The organism is Nocardia gipuzkoensis, from assembly GCF_021183645.1.
Lineage (GTDB): Bacteria > Actinomycetota > Actinomycetes > Mycobacteriales > Mycobacteriaceae > Nocardia > Nocardia abscessus.
The window spans coordinates 425,658-440,631 of record NZ_CP089225.1 but is presented as its reverse complement, the minus strand read 5'-3'; the positions used below and the strand labels follow the sequence as shown (position 1 = coordinate 440,631).

Annotated in this window: 15 protein-coding genes; 10 read left to right on the top strand and 5 right to left on the bottom strand. The window is 70.5% G+C overall.

Features of this window, described 5'->3' with window-relative positions:
* The first annotated feature begins 71 nt into the window (after positions 1 to 71).
* The 3 genes from LTT66_RS02020 (at position 72) to LTT66_RS02010 (ending at position 2,951) form a co-directional block, all read left to right on the top strand.
* Entirely contained in the window at positions 72 to 605 is a 534-nt protein-coding gene (locus tag LTT66_RS02020) for a DUF1353 domain-containing protein (RefSeq protein ID WP_233063435.1), read from the top strand.
* Positions 606 to 738: 133 nt separating this feature from the next.
* Positions 739 to 1,251, top strand: a complete 513-nt coding sequence (locus tag LTT66_RS02015; protein ID WP_233063434.1) for an AAA family ATPase — start codon at positions 739 to 741, stop codon at positions 1,249 to 1,251.
* Between the two features lie 98 nt (positions 1,252 to 1,349).
* A complete protein-coding gene (locus tag LTT66_RS02010; RefSeq protein WP_233063433.1) occupies positions 1,350 to 2,951 on the top strand; it encodes an alkaline phosphatase D family protein in 1,602 nt (533 codons plus the stop codon).
* 207 nt (positions 2,952 to 3,158) lie between these two features.
* On the opposite strand, the gene LTT66_RS02005 is transcribed toward LTT66_RS02010, so the two are convergent.
* A complete protein-coding gene (locus LTT66_RS02005; protein ID WP_040741190.1) occupies positions 3,159 to 3,362 on the bottom strand; it encodes a cold-shock protein in 204 nt (67 codons plus the stop codon).
* A 357-nt stretch (positions 3,363 to 3,719) separates the two neighbouring features.
* Here LTT66_RS02005 and LTT66_RS02000 point away from each other — a divergent pair, with 357 nt between their 5' ends.
* Positions 3,720 to 3,893 (top strand): hypothetical protein, encoded by a 174-nt coding sequence (locus tag LTT66_RS02000; protein WP_233063432.1) that lies wholly within the window; start codon positions 3,720 to 3,722, stop codon positions 3,891 to 3,893.
* A gap of 143 nt (positions 3,894 to 4,036) precedes the next feature.
* On the opposite strand, the gene LTT66_RS01995 is transcribed toward LTT66_RS02000, so the two are convergent.
* On the bottom strand, positions 4,037 to 4,801 hold the full coding sequence (locus tag LTT66_RS01995; RefSeq protein ID WP_269821992.1) for an NUDIX hydrolase: 765 nt from the start codon (positions 4,799 to 4,801) through the stop codon (positions 4,037 to 4,039).
* A gap of 77 nt (positions 4,802 to 4,878) precedes the next feature.
* On the opposite strand from LTT66_RS01995, the gene nadA reads away from it, so the two are divergent.
* The 3 genes from nadA to nadC all read left to right on the top strand — a co-directional run bounded on the left by nadA (position 4,879) and on the right by nadC (position 8,541).
* Positions 4,879 to 5,922, top strand: a complete 1,044-nt coding sequence (gene nadA / locus LTT66_RS01990; protein WP_195034021.1) for a quinolinate synthase NadA — start codon at positions 4,879 to 4,881, stop codon at positions 5,920 to 5,922.
* A gap of 124 nt (positions 5,923 to 6,046) precedes the next feature.
* Positions 6,047 to 7,615: an L-aspartate oxidase gene (locus LTT66_RS01985; RefSeq protein ID WP_233063431.1), complete on the top strand. Its 1,569-nt coding sequence runs from the start codon at positions 6,047 to 6,049 to the stop codon at positions 7,613 to 7,615.
* 65 nt (positions 7,616 to 7,680) lie between these two features.
* Complete coding sequence (gene nadC / locus LTT66_RS01980) at positions 7,681 to 8,541, top strand: carboxylating nicotinate-nucleotide diphosphorylase (RefSeq protein ID WP_233063430.1); 861 nt, start codon at positions 7,681 to 7,683, stop codon at positions 8,539 to 8,541.
* A 6-nt stretch (positions 8,542 to 8,547) separates the two neighbouring features.
* On the opposite strand, the gene LTT66_RS01975 is transcribed toward nadC, so the two are convergent.
* The 3 genes from LTT66_RS01975 to LTT66_RS01965 are packed head-to-tail and all read right to left on the bottom strand — an operon-like array spanning position 8,548 to position 10,925.
* Entirely contained in the window at positions 8,548 to 9,186 is a 639-nt protein-coding gene (locus tag LTT66_RS01975; RefSeq protein ID WP_233063429.1) for a GNAT family N-acetyltransferase, read from the bottom strand.
* 45 nt (positions 9,187 to 9,231) lie between these two features.
* Complete coding sequence (locus LTT66_RS01970; RefSeq protein WP_233063428.1) at positions 9,232 to 10,410, bottom strand: winged helix DNA-binding domain-containing protein; 1,179 nt, start codon at positions 10,408 to 10,410, stop codon at positions 9,232 to 9,234.
* 29 nt (positions 10,411 to 10,439) lie between these two features.
* Positions 10,440 to 10,925, bottom strand: a complete 486-nt coding sequence (locus LTT66_RS01965) for a TerB family tellurite resistance protein (protein ID WP_233063427.1) — start codon at positions 10,923 to 10,925, stop codon at positions 10,440 to 10,442.
* Between the two features lie 283 nt (positions 10,926 to 11,208).
* Here LTT66_RS01965 and LTT66_RS01960 point away from each other — a divergent pair, with 283 nt between their 5' ends.
* The 3 genes from LTT66_RS01960 (at position 11,209) to LTT66_RS01950 (ending at position 14,947) form a co-directional block, all read left to right on the top strand.
* Complete coding sequence (locus tag LTT66_RS01960) at positions 11,209 to 12,210, top strand: alpha/beta hydrolase family protein (protein WP_233063426.1); 1,002 nt, start codon at positions 11,209 to 11,211, stop codon at positions 12,208 to 12,210.
* Between the two features lie 71 nt (positions 12,211 to 12,281).
* Positions 12,282 to 13,148 carry an arylamine N-acetyltransferase family protein gene (locus LTT66_RS01955; RefSeq protein WP_233063425.1) on the top strand — a complete coding sequence of 289 codons (867 nt, stop codon included), beginning with the start codon at positions 12,282 to 12,284 and terminating at the stop codon, positions 13,146 to 13,148.
* A 47-nt stretch (positions 13,149 to 13,195) separates the two neighbouring features.
* Positions 13,196 to 14,947: a penicillin-binding transpeptidase domain-containing protein gene (locus LTT66_RS01950; protein ID WP_233063424.1), complete on the top strand. Its 1,752-nt coding sequence runs from the start codon at positions 13,196 to 13,198 to the stop codon at positions 14,945 to 14,947.
* Positions 14,948 to 14,974: the final 27 nt, after the last annotated feature.

The window sequence follows — 14,974 nt, the reverse complement described above, 5'->3', positions numbered from 1 at the left end:
CGTCGCCGCGATCGGAAGGCGTTCCGAACCACCCTGGGGTCGGAAAACGGCTGTGCGGGAAGGAATGGGACGTGGCCTTTGTGGGTGGCGGTCCGGTCGTAGAAGAGCTCGACGCCAGGTTCTGGCGGGTGACCGAACCGCTCGTCTATCGCGGCGCGACCGAGGAATTCGTGGTTCCCGCCGGTTTCCGTACCGATTTCGCCTCGGTGCCGCGCGCGCTGGTCTGGCTGATTCCGCGGTACGGCAACTACACCCGCGCCGCGATCCTGCACGACTACCTGCTCAGTTCGAACGCGGTGAGCGTGGCCGACGCCGACGGCATCTTCCGCCGGTGCCTGCACGAACTCGGGGTGTCGCTGCCGCGGCGCTGGATGATGTGGGCGGCCGTGCGCGCGGCCCACCGGCTGCGCGGCGCGAGCACGGGCGATGTCGCCCGGTTCGTCGTCGTCGCCGTTCCCTCGGTGTTCTTCCTGGCTGTCCCCGCGACCGTGGTGACGGTGTTCCTCGTGCTGTTCTGGCTGGTGGAGCTGGTCTTCTGGGCCGTAGCGCGGGTGGCGCAGCGGACCGAAGCCCCGCCGCCGGACCCGCAGATGAAGACCGCCTGACCGGTCACGCCGAAAGCCCTTGTCCCACGGCGCTTTCGCGGCGCGGCGCGGACGCGTTTCGCGGTCCGGGCGGTACACGAGCTACGGTGCGGGAATGGCCGACGATCCGCACAGGCTTCCCACCCTCGTCGTCGTGAGTGGCCCTCCCGGGTCCGGCAAGACGACGCTCGCCCATGCCCTCGCCGCCGCGATCGGCTGCCCGGCTATCTGCCGAGACGAGATCAAAGAGGGAATGGTCCACGCGACACCGGACTTCGCACCGGGCCCGCGGGACGAGCTGAACCTCCGCACCCTGCCGGTGTTCTTCGAGACGCTCGAACTGCTGCTGCGGGCGGGCGTCACGGTCGTCGCCGAAGCCGCCTTCCAAGACCGGCTGTGGCGTCCCGGCTTGACGCCCTTGCAGGCGCACGCCCGGCTGCGCGTCGTCCACTGCGCGGTCGACCCGGTTCTCGCGGCCGCCCGCACCGCCCAGCGCCGCCGGGACGATCCACGCCGCCGCGCCCATTCCGACCCCGACCACCCCACCCCACCACCCGCCGCCTTCGAGCGAATCGCCCTCGACGCCCCCACCCTCGAAGTCGACACAACATCCACCTACCACCCCGCCCTCCCCGAAATACTCGCCTTCATCAACGCCCCTTCATGATCAACGGCACATGGTCGAGAGCCCTTCTCGGCGGATGCCGCAGCGATGTGCCGCTGATCTCGATTTCCCGCGGGCGATCGACCACGTAGCGTTCGGGTATGGCGGAGTTGGTATTGGGGCCGGTGTTGCGGCACGTCGACGCGACCTCGGCGACCGTCTGGGTGGAAACCGATGACGCGTGCGAGGTGGACGTTCTGGGGCGGCTCGCCCGCACCTTCCAGGTGGGGGAACAGCACTTCGCGCTGGTCTCGATCGGCGGACTGGAACCCGGCGCGTCGATTCCCTACCAGGTGCGGCTCGACGGTGTGCCGGTGTGGCCGGAGCCGGACTCGGAGCAGCCGCCCTGCCGCATTCGCACGCGGACCGTCGAGAAGATCCTGTTCGGGTCGTGCCGGGCGGCCAAGGCCGCGCCCGGCGTGCTGGAGGCCGACAAGTTGGGGGTGGACGCGCTGGACGCGTACGCCCTGCGCATGATGGGCTCGCCCGAGCGGGAATGGCCGGACGCACTGCTGCTACTCGGTGACCAGGTCTACGCCGATGAGCCGACACCGCGGATGGCGGAATGGCTCGCGCGGCGGCGCGGCGGGCAGGAGCCCCGCGGCGAGGTCGTGTCCTTCCGCGAGTACGGCGAGCTCTACCACGAATCGTGGGCGGACCCGGAGATCCGCTGGCTGATGTCGACCGTGCCGACGTCGATGATCTTCGACGACCACGACGTGCGCGACGACTGGAACACCTCGCGCGCGTGGCGCGAGCAGATGGCGGCGAAGCCGTGGTGGCGCAAGCGCATCCGCGCCGGGCTCGCGTCCTACTGGGTGTACCAGCACATCGGCAACCTCGGCCCGGACGAGCTCGCGCGTGACCCGCTCTACCGCCAGGTCACCACGGCGGGCGAGGACGTGCGGGACCTGCTGGAGGATTTCGCCGAGCAGGCCGACAAGGAGGTCGACGGCCGCAAACCCGCTCGCTGGAGCTACCGCCGCGACTTCGGCCGGATCCGGCTGCTGGTGATCGACACCCGCGGCGGCCGAATCCTCGACGGGGAGCGGCTGATGGTCGGGCCGGAGGAGTTCGACTGGATCGAGCGCAACGCCGCGGGCGACTTCGACCACCTGCTGATCGGATCGTCGCTGCCCTGGCTGATGCCGCCCGCGCTGAGCCACTTCCAATCGCTCAACGAGCGTGCGGCGAATCTGCCCGGATGGCGCGGCCGGCTCGGCGAGAAGGTCAGGCAGGCAGCGGATCTGGAGCACTGGCCGGCGTTCCGCGCGTCCTTCGAACGGTTGTCGCGCCTGATCCATCGGCTGGGCAGTGCGCCGGACGCGCCCGCCACGATCTGTGTGCTGTCCGGGGACGTGCACCACAGCTACGTCGCGAGAGCCACCTTCGCGCAGTCGACCGAATCCCAAGTGCTGCAACTGGTGTGCTCACCGGTGCACAACGAACCGCCCAAGATGTTCCATCCGGCGTTCGCGCTGTCGTGGACGGCGCCGATCGCGTCGGCGCTGCGGTGGCTCGCGGATCGGCGCGGGATCTCACCCGATCCGGTCCGATGGCGGAAACTCAGCGGCCCGCATTTCGGCAACTCGATCGCCTCCCTCGTCGTCCGGGGCCGCTCCGCCCGGTTCACACTGGAAACCGCGCAGTCGCAGGAGGGGCTGGTCAAGGTAGCCGAACTGGAGCTTGCCGACATGCGATGATCCCGCGGCCCGCGTTCTCGACCACCGGCAAGGTGCGTGCGAGACCCCGCTGAACTCGGGACCGCAACGAGCGGGGCTGCCTGGTACTCAGGACCAGGCGCGCTCGAACCCGCGGTCCGCCGCCTGCGCAGGTCGGCACGCACCACCCCCCGTGCACGCAAAAGCCCCGCACCGTTATGGTGCGGGGCTCCTACCTAGCTACGTCGATCAGATCGCGCGGACGTCCTGAGCCTGCGGGCCCTTCTGTCCTTGGCCGATCTCGAACTCCACGCGCTGCCCCTCTTCAAGGGACTTGAATCCCGAGCCGGACACGGCGGAGTAATGAACGAAGACGTCGGCGCCGCCACCATCTTGCGCGATGAAGCCGAAGCCCTTTTCGCTGTTAAACCACTTCACACTGCCTTGAGCCATTGCTTTACTTCAATCTTTTCTGTAGATGAGCCAGGCGAACACATTGATTACCTGATCTCAGTGGTCCACCCTGCCACGATCCGGCGCTTTCCGATACCGCTCAGCCCCGTTTGTGAGCCAACCGACACGAGCGGTCCCCGCCGATCCCGCAACGTGACTCTCCGGATCGGGCCTTGACGGCGGCCGAATCGCCTAGTCCGGCGGCTTCGGGCCGGTCGTCTCCGGCCTGCCGACGCGGAAGCCCCGCGGTGGTCGGGGAACCCTGTCATCCGCACGGAAAACAAGTGGAGGTGGACCGGTGGCGGGGATATGGTGGGCGGCCGAAGCAGCCGAGAACGTGTCGAAAGGAGGCCGGCCATGCCTCGAGATCCAGTAGTGCCCGAGACGCCTCCTGTGGCGCGGGACCGCGCGGATCTAGCGGCTTGGCGGCGGCGGGATGCCTTGCGGCGCAGCAACGCTGCGCGTCCGATACCCAGCAAGCGGCAGTATCGCCGCCGCTCCAAGCACGGCAAAGCGGACACCGCCTACTGACTCGAAGCGTCACTCTCCACCCCGTCGCCGCAACCTGCACGCCTCGCCGCAGTCTCCACCGCTGGTTCCCGGCTCGGTCTTACGCGTATTCGCCCGGCGGTGCGGAGGCAAGCGGGTGTGGGACTGCCCCTTCGTTCGACGGTTCAGGAAGGGCCGGGCGGGCGCAGCGCCGCGAATTCGTCGGTCACTCGCAGGCCGGAGTCGGTGAAGCGGTAGACCGCGGCGGGGCGCCCGCCCGCGCGGCCCGGGGCGGCCGTGGCTCCGGTGGGCGTGATCACTTTGCGGCGCGAGAGCACGCGCTGGAGGTTCGTCGTGTCGACGTCGTATCCGAGCGCCGCGCAGTAGATTTCGCGCAGAGTGGACATGGTGAACCGGTCCGGCGCGAGAGCGAAGGCGATATTGGTGTACGACAGCTTCGCGGCCAGGCGGGTGCGGGCGTGATCGACCACCGTGCGGTGATCGAAGGACATGTCCGGTAGCGCCGAGACCGGGTGCCAGGCGGTGTCCGAGGGCAGTTGGGGGTCGGCGGTCAGCGGCACCAGGCCGAGATAGGCCGAGGCGATGCGCCGCGGGCTCGGCACCCGGTCGGGGGCGCTGAACACCGAGAGCTGCTCCAGGTGGCTCAGCTCGCGCACGTCCACCTTCTCGGCGAGCTGGCGGCGGGCGGAGGTGTCGAGGTCCTCGTCGTCGCGCAGCCGGCCGCCCGGCAGCGACCAGGTGCCCTTCTGTGGGTCGAGCGCGCGTTCCCACAGCAACACCGCCAGTTCCGTCCGCTGGTCGGGCGGGCAACGCCGCAGCATGCCCTCTGGCCCCTCCGCTGGGGCGTGACCTGCGACGATGCGGCTCGGAAAGCGACGAACCTGGAACACCGCGGTGAGCGATTCGTGGATGGTGCTACTATGGGCCACGTTTTCGATTATAAGTCGAAAACCTGGTTTGGTGCGAATCGGCCGAGTATCCGAGCGCACGAGGAAGGGAGCCATCCATGGCGACGACGGGTGCGAAACTGGCGCCTCCGCTGATGGGGCAGGTGTTCGACGGGCCATCGGGGTTCGCTGGTGTCGAGGCAACGCCGGAGTGGGCGCAGGAAGTCAAGCGACTGGCCAGGGAGCGCAACGCGACGATTCTGGCGCACAACTATCAGTTGCCCGCGATCCAGGACGTGGCCGATCACGTCGGGGATTCGCTGGCGCTGTCGCGGATCGCGGCCGAGGCGCCCGAGGACACGATCGTGTTCTGCGGCGTGCACTTCATGGCCGAGACCGCCAAGATTCTGAGCCCGGCGAAGACCGTGCTCATCCCGGATCAGCGCGCCGGGTGTTCGCTCGCCGATTCGATCACGGCCGACGACTTGCGCGCCTGGAAGGCCGAGCACCCGAACGCGGTGGTCGTGTCCTACGTGAACACCACGGCCGAGGTGAAAGCGCTCACCGACATCTGCTGCACGTCGTCCAACGCGGTCGACGTGGTCGCCTCGATCGACCCGGATCGCGAGGTGCTCTTCCTGCCGGACCAGTTCCTCGGCGCGCACGTCAAGCGGGTCACCGGCCGGGCGAACATGCACATCTGGGCGGGTGAATGCCACGTGCACGCGGGCATCAACGGCGACGAGCTGACCGAGCAGGCGCGCACCCATCCCGACGCGGAGCTGTTCGTGCACCCGGAATGCGGCTGCGCCACCTCGGCGCTGTATCTGGCGGGCGAGGGGTCGTTCCCGGCCGACCGGGTGCACATCCTGTCCACCGGCGGCATGATCGACGCGGCCAAGGCGGCGAAGTCGAATCAGGTGCTGGTGGCCACCGAGGTAGGCATGCTGCACCAGCTGCGCAAGGCCGCCCCGGGTATCGACTTCCAGGCCGTCAACGACCGGGCGTCGTGCAAGTACATGAAGATGATCACCCCCGCGGCGCTGCTTCGCTGCCTGGTCGAAGGTCGCGACGAAGTGCACGTCGATCCGGAAACCGCTGCGCTGGGCCGTAATTCGGTGCAGCGGATGATCGCGATCGGCAATCCCGGCGGCGGTGAATGAGCTCGACCCCGGTGGGTCGGCCTCCGGCGGAGGGCGGTGTCGCCGGTGGGAGCGCTGACCATCGCGCCCGCGCCGGGAGCACCGACGCCGATCGCAAGACAGAGAGCCAGAGAGGCGCGGGCCGATGACATCCCGGGTTTCGATCGACTGGGAGGCCGAGGCCGACCTGGTCGTGATCGGCGGCGGCGTCGCGGGACTGACCGCGGCGCGCACCGCGTCACTGCGTGGCCTGCGGGTGCTCACGCTCAGCAAAGGCGGTCCGACCGACACGTCCACCCAGTACGCCCAAGGCGGCATCGCGGTGGTGGCGCCGCACGGTGACTCGGTCGAATCGCACGTGCACGACACGGTGGAGGCGGGCGCCGGACTGTGCGACGTGGACGCCGTGCGCTCCATCGTCGAGGGCGGGCAGGCCGCGGTGGCCGCGCTGACCGACCTCGGCGCGGTGTTCGACCTCGGACGCGACGGCCAGATCTCGCGGACCCGCGAGGGCGGGCACAGCACCCGCCGGATCATCCACGCCGGTGGCGACGCCACCGGCGCGGAGGTGCAGCGAGCGCTGAACGAGGCCGGTCTGCCGGTGCTGTTCGGAGCCGCGGCCGGTGAGATCGTCACCGGGCCGAACGGTGTGCGGGGCGTGGTCGCGGTGTCGGAGAAGGGATTCGGCGTCGTCCACGCACCCGCCGTGCTCCTGGCCACCGGCGGGCTCGGACAGTTGTACGCGCTGAGCACCAATCCGCCGGGCGCCACCGCCGACGGCGTCGCGCTCGGGCTGTGGGCCGGAGCGACCGTCGCCGATCTCGAGTTCGTGCAGTTCCACCCGACCGTGCTCTACACCCCTGGCGGAGTGGGGCGCAGGCCGCTGATCAGCGAAGCGGTGCGCGGCGAAGGTGCGACGCTGGTGGACACCGAAGGCAATGCGGTGACCGCGGGGGTGCATCCGCGCGGCGACCTCGCACCCCGCGACGTCGTCTCCCGTGCCATCGCGGCGCGCATGCGCGCGCTCGGCGCCGAGCACGTCTACCTCGACGCTCGATCGATCGACGGCTTCCCGCAACGGTTTCCGACGATCACCGCCTCGTGCCTGGCGGCGGGCATCGATCCGCGCACGGATCTGATCCCGGTCGCACCGGCCGCGCACTACCAGTGCGGGGGAGTCGTGACCGACACGCACGGCCGTACCGGAGTGCCCGGCCTGTACGCGGCCGGTGAGGTCGCGCGCACCGGTCTGCACGGGGCGAACCGGTTGGCGTCCAACAGCCTGCTGGAGGGACTGGTGGTCGGCGAGCGGGCGGGGGCCGCCGCCGCCGAGCGGCTCGGTGAGCGGGCCGGGGTGAGCGAGATCCCGGCTCGCGCCGCCGCATACGCCACCCGCGACGTGGTGCAGGGCCTGATGACCACGCACGCCTCGGTGGTCCGCGACCGCGCCGGTCTCGCCGAAGCGCTCAAGCGGCTCGACGACGTGGTCACCCGCCGCGACACGCGCACCGCCGACGCGCACCCGATCGCCGCGATCGAGGACGCCGCGCTCACCCTCGCGGCACGCGCCCTGCTGCTGGCCGCGCTCGCCCGCACCGAGAGCCGCGGCTGTCACACCCGGTCGGATCACCCGGAGGCCGTGCGCGAACTCCGCCACAGCCTTCCGATCCGGCTGAACGACGACGGCGTGCCCGAGTACGCCCCGATCTCCTGAACACAGCCGCCGAGCAGGATTCCGGCAGGACCGCCGACCCCGCTCGGCGAGAGAGGAACACTTCGATGGCTTTGGATGCCGCCCTGGATCGCGACGAGGTGCTGCGGATCATTCGCGCGGCGCTGGACGAGGACCTGCGCTACGGCCCCGACGTCACCACGACGGCCACCGTGCCCGCCGACGCGGTGATCAAGGCTTCGGTGGTGTCGCGGGAGCCGGGCACCGTCGCCGGAATCGACGCCGGATTGCTGGTGCTCGACGAGGTGATCGGCGCGAGCGACTACGAGATCACCGATCGCGTCGCCGATGGCACCCGAGTGTCGCCGGGGCAGTCCGTGCTGACCCTGATCGCGCCGACGCGGGAGCTGCTCACCGCGGAGCGCACCATGCTCAACCTGGTGTGCCACCTGTCCGGCATCGCCACGGCGACCGCCGCCTGGGTGGACGCCGTCGCGGGCACCCACTGCCGCATCCGGGACAGTCGCAAGACGCTGCCCGGATTGCGCGCGCTGCAGAAATACGCCGTGCGTGTGGGCGGCGGTGTCAACCATCGCATGGGTCTCGGTGACGCCGCGCTGATCAAGGACAACCACGTGGTCGCCGCGGGGTCGGTGGTCGAGGCGCTGCGCGCGGTGCGCGCCGCCGCTCCCGACATCGCCTGCGAGGTCGAAGTGGACAGCCTCGAACAGCTCGACGCCGTGCTCGCCGAGAACGTGGAACTCGTGCTGCTGGACAACTTCCCGCTCTGGCAGACGCAGGCGGCCGTGCAGCGCCGCAACGCCGCGTCCCCGCAGACGAAACTGGAGTCTTCCGGGGGTCTGAGCCTCGACGTCGCCGCCGACTACGCCCGCACCGGCGTCGACTACCTCGCGGTCGGCGCGCTCACCCACTCGGTCCGGGTGCTCGACCTCGGGCTGGACATGTAGGCGGCGTCAGATGTCGCGCACCATGGTGCGCTGATGCACCCGCCGGCCGTGGTAGCGCAGGCCGGGGACCAAGGGCGCGGTGCCGTGCGCGGTGAAGCCCATGCGCTCGAAGAACCGGACCGCGCGGATATTTTCGACCAGTGTCTGCAAGTGGCAACCGGGTGAGCCGGCTTCGGTGAGCCGCTCGAACCAGCGGAGCATCAGCCGATCCGCGGCCCCGGTGCCCCTCGCCCGCGGCGCGACGTTGATATGCAGGTGGCCCGGCCAGCGCTCGTCATGGAAATCTCCCGCCGTCGGGGCCCGGCGGATCGCCGCACCGGCGACGTCGGCGATGCTGCGTGCGAAGAACCCGGCCGACGTGCGGCGGAAAATCAGGCGATAGCGGCGGATCGCCTGCTCGATCCGCTCGCTCTCGCTGGGAAAGGCAGCACTGTCCACGCAGCCCGTCAGATACCCGGCCAGTTCACCCCCGGACTCCGCGACGAACAGCGACTCGGGTTCCAGATCCATATACGGCTCCAGATAGATCGCCGCCTCGGACTCGGGATGCCCCCACAGCGACTCGCTCGGCGAACCCGCCCCGGCCCGAACGAACAAGGCGCGCAGTGCGGCCCGGTCACTCTCGGTGAACCCGCGAATCTCCATGCCGCCCAAGCTACCCGGTACCGGGCGGCCGATCCGGTCAGTGGTTCAGGCGGTGAGCTCGCGTTCCAGTGGGGTGCGGAACCGGGGGATGGTGCGTACCTCGCCGAACCATTCGGCGATCCGTTGCGCTTGCGCGCAGATGAGCGCTTCGGCGTCCGCGCCGACGTCTTCGAGCAGGCGGTAGACGATCTCGCCGTCCTTACGTTGTGCCCAGCCGCCGACGATTCGTCCGTCCCACCAGACGGTGGGGCCGACATTCCCGTTGCGATCGAACAGTTTCGGGGCGTGGGGGCCGAGATACCACTCGCGGGCCTGCCAGCCCATCGGCGTCGGATCGAGGGCGGGCAGCAACGCCGCCCACGGCTCCGGGGCGGCGACCGGTTCCACGTCGTCGGCCAGCAGCACACCGGTCGCGCCGTCCAGGTCGACCTCGGCCAGCTCGAGCGCGCCGAGCGCCGCGCGCACTTCGGCGAGCGTCCACCCGGTCCACCACTTGACGTCGGACACCGGCGCGGGGCCGAACGCGCGCAACCACCGGCGGACCAGTTCGGCGCGGGCTTCGGCGGCGGGAAGCGTGGGGACGCCGTCGGGCAACCACGATTCGACGGGCGACCAGGTGTACTGGCTGCTGGCCCAGCTGCCGTTCGGCCGCCCGCGCACGATGCGGCCTTCACAACCGAGTGTCACCAGGACCCAGGTGGTGATGTTCGTCGGCTTCGAGTACGCCTTGTCCGGCGCGGTGTTCACCTGGGTGCGCAACCGCGGGACGTCCTTGCTCAGCTGTGCGCCGGTCGCCGCGCCGCGGGCCAGCAACGCTTCGTGCGTCTCCGCTTCCACCTCGGCCCACCAGCCCGGCGTGTCGCCGTCCCCGATGCCGGCCTGCGCCAGGTACTTGCCATAGGTGCGCCGCTGCTTGTGTGCCAGCGCGTCCGCGCACGAGGCCTGCAGAACCGGGACCAGATCCACCGGCACGACGAACATGGTGCGGCGCATGGCGAGCATCCGCAGCAGCGAACGGTCTTCGTAGATCGCCTGTTCGACATCCGAGGGGCGCAGGCCCTCGGCACGGGCCGCGACGGAGAGGAATACGGTCGCCGGATCGGTCGCGTGCAGGGCCACCATCGAGCGGGCGATGTCGGCGACCCGCCCGGACCGCTCCGGCGCCGCCAGCCGGTGCCGCACCGCCAGCCGAGCGCGCCGCTCGGCGGCATCAATCGAACGCATAGGCGAATCGTAGCGTTCGCCACCGGGGTTCAGAGGCCGAAGCGCTCCGGCGCCAAGCGCAGCGTCCGGCAGGCGTCACGGACGGCCTCGACCGTGGCCGGGCCGCATACTCCGGACGCGCTGCCGGTCAGGATGCCGATCCGGATCACCGCCTCCGCTTCGACCGGCTCGGCCCCGGCCTTGGCGATCTGCCGCAGCACGTGCGCGCAACCGCGAACATGGTCGTTCGCCAGCCGATTGCAGTTGTCCTCGAACAGGGCGCGCAAGTCGTCGACCGGGAAGTTCCGCAGGACCGGGTCGGCCGTGACGAGTTCGGCGACGGCGGCGCGGTCGGCCGCCTCGGTCGCGCCGTCGCCCATCGCGACCAGCGCGCACAGGGCGACGGCGGCATCGCGAAAAGTTCCGCCGCGCAGTGCGTTCCGCTCGGCCAGCAATTGTTCGCGCCACCTCGCGGCGTTCTGCGCCAGCGTGCTGATCAGGGTCGCGTCGGGGGTGAGGCGGGGTACGTAGGCCATGGCGGACTCCATGAGAAGACGTCCGAACGCGCGGACCCGTGCCGTCCGGACTCGAAATGAATATCCGGACCGTAACAGGACCCGCACGCCTGGTCCTGCCCCCAAAAATCGGGATCGGTCCTCGGTTCCCAGGCGCGGACCGGGTCGAGCAGGCCGGGAAAGCGTGCTTCGAGATCGCCGACCCGGACCTGGCTGCGACGTTCCGGTCGGTAGCGCCGCCGTGGGTGACGTCCGCTTCGCGCAGCACCCGGACACGACGGTGACGCCGTGACATCATCCGAGTATGCGACGGGCATATCCGGTACTCCTACTGTGCTGCGCGCTGGCCGGCGTGCTCGTAACGGGAACTCTTGTGGCGCCGCGCGTTTCGGCGGATGCGCCGTGCATCCCCGGGGTGGCGGTGCGCCCGGTTTCGCTGACCGTGGACGGTGAGACGGCGACCGGGCGGGTCTACGAGCCCTATCGGTGCGCCCAGGGTGACGCGGCCGCGCAGGCGCTCGTGGTCGCGGTGCACGGGCACGACGGGTCGTCGGCGGATTTCGCCGGATACCTCGATTCGATCGCGCGGCGCACCGCCACCCCGATCCTGTCGATGGACCTGCGCTCCGACGGCAGCGTGTGGCGCACCGGGGAGTGGAATCTGTGGGCGGGCTGGCGCGACATCGTCGCCGCGACCGCGTGGTACCGGGACGCCAACCCCTCGATCGCCCGCACGGTGCTGTGGGGGTGGAGCCAGGGCGGCATCACCAGCGGTCTCGCGGTGGCGCACGGACCGCGCGGGATGTTCGACTACTGGGTCGACAACTACGGTCCCGCCGACGATTTCACCATGTGGCTGGGCGCGGTGGCGGTGGATCCGGCACTGCCCGCGCAGATCGAGCGCGACGCGGGTGGTTGCCCGCCCACCGTGTGCCCGCTCGCCTATGTCGAACGCTCGCCCGCACTGCTGGCCGAACGGATGGACCTACGGCGCGCGTTTCTCGTCCACGGCACCGCCGACGACGTGGTGCCCTACGCCACCAGCATCGAGATGCGCGCGGGCTTGCGCGCCGCGGGACGGCCCACCTCGATGTACACCGTCGTCACCGGGCGCGATCTGAACGGGCGGGTGGTCGCGGGCGACCACAGCGTCGGACCGGCCTTCTTCGAGGGCGGCTGCGTCGTCGAGCGACTGCTGCTCGGCGCGGAACCGGTCGACGGCCCGGACCGCGACTACCTGGTGGACGTCGCGCACGGCGTCGTCACCGCACCGCCCGCCCCGCCGGGCGCGAAGTGCGCGGCGTGAGCGGTCGGACGGGAACATGATCGTGTTTCCGCGCGGTTGACCGAGAAGACCGACGACGAAGCGAGGACGTGATGAGCAAGCCGACCGACCCGGCCTACCACTGGAACGGAGCGGAGCTGGACCTGGACGCCTATCTGGCCCGGATCGGATTCGCCGGCGAGCGCGCCCCCACCGTCCGGACGCTGCACGAGCTGGTGCGCGCGCACACCACCGAGATCCCGTTCGAGAACCTGGAGATCATCCTGGGCCGGTCGATTCCGCTGGATCTGGCGACCTTGCAGGACAAGCTCGTGCGGCGGCGGCGCGGTGGCTACTGCTACGAGAACGTGGGATTGTTCGCCGCCGCGCTGGAACGGCTCGGGTTCGGCGTCACCGGCCTCAGCGGGCGCGTGAGCATGGGCGCGGGCACGGCCTTGCGGCCCGCCACCCACGCTTTGCTGCGCGTGACCACCGCCGACGACGATCGGGTCTGGCTGTGCGACGTCGGCTTCGGCGCCGGACCGCTCGTGCCGTTCGAACTGTCCGCCGAGACCGGCGAATTCGCCGCGGGCGAATGGAAGTTCCGGCTGGAGAGCACGCGCGGCGAGCTGGGTTCCGACTTGTGGGTGCTGCACCAATACGGCCGCGACGGGTGGGTCGACCGGCACAGTTTCACCCTGAATCCGCAGTACCGCATCGACTACGCGGTCGGCAACCACTTCGTATCGACCTCGCCGCGTTCCCCGTTCACCACCCGGCCGTACGCGCAGCGCTTCCGCCCTGATGTGCACCACGTGCTGGACGGCACCACGCTCGTCACCGAGTACCCCGACGGCACGAGCGACACCAGGGAACTCGAACCCGCGGAGCTGCCCAAGATCCTCACCGAGGTGTTCGACATCGACCTCACCGACGCCGACGCCGCCGCGCTCGCGCAGGCCCCATGGTCGGGCGACTGACCTCGTGATCCGCTCGGCGCGACGCCCGGCCCGATAGGGTCGTCGGCGTGCGTACCAACCGGAAGTCCCTCGTCCTGTTCGCCGCACCGATTCTCGTGCTCGCCGCCTGCTCGTCCGGACCGGACCAGCCCGACACCGTCGCCGGGCAGTTCGCCGAGGCGCTCAACCGCGACGACGTCGCCGCGGCGGCCGCGCTGACCGACAACCCGGCCCTGGCCGCGGACACCCTCGGCGCGCTCTACGAAGGGCTCGGCAAGGACGTGCGCTTCGAGGTCCGCTCGGTCGATGAGAACGGTTTCGCGCTGGCGGCCACCTGGAAGCTGGGCGGCGACGGCAAGTCCGAGTGGACCTACACCACCAACGGCACCGCGGGCGACGACGGGTCGGGGTGGCGGGTGAAGTGGGACCCCGCCACGGTCGCCCCCGGGCTGGCCGCAGGGCCGTTGAGCTACAGCAGGGTCTATCCGAAACCGGCCCGCATCCTCGATTCCACCGGTGGCGAACTGATGACCGAGCAGATCGTCACGCTGGTGAATGTCGGCCCCGGCGCCGACCTCGCCGCCGTCGCGGACCTGCTCGGCCCGCTCGCGCCCGGACTCACCGCGCCATCGCTGCAAGCGGAATTGGCCGCGGCACAAGGGAAATCGATCACCGCCATCACCCTGCGCGAAAGCGATCTCGCCCCGGTCCGCGATCGTCTGACCGCGCTGCCCGGCGTCGTCCTCGCCCCGCAGACCCGCCTGCTGACGACCGACAAGGCGCTGGCCGCACCGACCCTGTCCGGACTGGCCGAGCTGTGGCAGGAGTCCGCCGACGCGAGCGCGGGGTGGGCGGTGCGCGCCCAGACGCCGGAGGGCACCCAGCGCGTCGCGGGGACGGACCCGACGCCCACCGCGGACATCGCGACCACGCTCGACCTCGGCTGGCAGCGCGCCGCGGAGGCCGCCCTCGTCCCGGTCGCCCAGCCCGCCGCGATCGTCGCCCTGCGGCCGTCGACCGGCGAGGTCGTCGCGATCGCGCAGAACGCCGCCGCCGACGCGCAGGGCCCGATCGCGCTGACCGGGCTCTACCCGCCGGGTTCGACGTTCAAGACGGTCACCGTCTCCGCCGCGCTGCAGGCGGGAACGGTGACACCCGACACCGTGCTGCCCTGCCCCGGCACCGCGAACATCGAGGGCCGCCGCATCCCCAACGACAACAACTTCGATCTGGGCTCGGTCCCGCTGCACACCGCGTTCGCCCGCTCCTGCAACACCACCATGGGCTCCCTCGCCGTGCAATTGCCCGCCGACGCGCTGACGAAAGCGGCCGCACAACTCGGCCTCGGGATCGACTACGTCACACCGGGCCTGACAACTGTCACCGGGAAGGTGCCCCCGGCAGGCACCTCCGCGCTGCGGGTGGAGTCGGCGATCGGTCAAGGGCAGGTGACAGCGTCGCCGTTCGGTATGGCCATGGTCGCCGCGTCCATCGCGCGTGGCGCCGCGCCCGCGCCCACCCTCGTCGCAGGCAAGCCGGGCACCCCCGACCGCGCTCCGGACGCACTGCCGCCGCAGGTCGACGACCAGCTGAAAGCCATGATGCGCGAGACGATCACGGACGGCACCGCGACGCAACTGCGCGACATTCCCGGGCTGCTCGGCAAGACCGGCACCGCGGAGTACATCGATGACACTCACGCGCACGGCTGGTTCGTCGGTATCGACGGCGACCTGGCATTTGCCGTGTTCATCAGCGATGCGAGCAGTTCGGCGCCCGCGGTGGACGCGGCGGGCCGGATGCTGCGCGCTCGCGAATAGTCCGTTTCGGGCGATTCTGGCCCGCGG